Below are 1,222 nucleotides of genomic sequence, written 5' to 3' on the forward strand. Positions count from 1 at the left end.
GACATCCACACCGGCCGCCTGAACTTCATGCACCGGTCGTGGGGGCCGTTGGAGCCGTTCGACAATTCGATGCCGGAGATACTGAAGTCGGCCGGTGTTTATACCCATCTCATCTCCGACCACTTCCATTATTTCGAGGATGGCGGCGCGACCTATCACAGCCGCTACAGCACCTGGGAATTTGTTCGCGGGCAGGAATACGATCCCTGGATTGCACTGGTGGAACCGCCGATCGAGCGCTTCAAAGAGATGTATTCTGACCGGCACTACAACGTCCCGACCGAACCGAAGCGTCGGCAGCATCAGATCAACCGGGAAAAGATCAGGTTGGAGGAGGAGTATCCAGGACCTCAGTGCTTCCAGCGGGCGTTCAGATTCCTCGACGACAACCGGGGCGCCGACAACTGGATGCTTCATCTGGAGTGCTTCGATCCGCACGAGCCGTTTCATGCGCCGGACAGGTACAAGGACGCCTACCGGACATCCTACAACGGGCCGATCCTCGACTGGCCGAAATACGCGCCAGTTCGCGAGAGTGAACTGGAGATTGCCGAGATCCGTGCCAACTATGCCGCCTTGGTGGCGATGTGCGATGCGTATTTCGGCAAGCTTCTGGACTACTTCGACGGGCATGACCTGTGGTCGGACACCTGCCTGATCCTGACCACCGACCACGGTTTCCTGCTCAGCGAGCACGATTGGTGGGGCAAGAACCTGACACCCTACTACGAGGAGATTTCGCATCTCCCGCTGATCGTCCATCACCCGCACTTCGCCAGTCGGGCGGGCACTCGGGTCGGCGAGCTCACGCAGACAACGGACTTGATGCCGACAATGCTCGACATCTTCGGCAAGCCGTGCCCGCCGGAAGTGACTGGCCGTTCATTGTTGCCAATCTTGGATGGAGGGCAGGGGCCGGAAGCGGTCATTTTCGGCATGTTCGGCGGGCCGATCGGCGCAACGGATGGCGAATACAGCTATTTCCGTTATCCCCAGGACCTGTTCGACGAGCAGTTGGGCGAGTACACGCTGATGCCGACCCACATGACCGGCTTCTTCAATCACAACGAGCTCAGGACGGCCTCGCTTGCCGGACCGTTCGATTTTACCAAGGGGCAGAAGCTGCTTCGCTACGACGCTCTCAACGAGGCCCGACGCCCCCCGGGATTGGACGGAACGAAGTTCGGAGCCTTCGAGTCCGCAACCTATCACAATGCGAGCG

The 1,222-nt window shown here is 59.5% G+C and carries 1 protein-coding gene; it reads left to right on the forward strand.

All coding sequences use genetic code 11. The annotated features are described in order from the left end of the window. The coding region (locus NYR58_RS20385) for a sulfatase (protein WP_261522947.1) at positions 1 to 1,222 on the forward strand (1,222 nt) is incomplete at both ends.

Source organism: Chelativorans intermedius (assembly GCF_025398255.1).
In the GTDB taxonomy this organism is placed as follows: Bacteria; Pseudomonadota; Alphaproteobacteria; order Rhizobiales; family Rhizobiaceae; genus Chelativorans; species Chelativorans intermedius.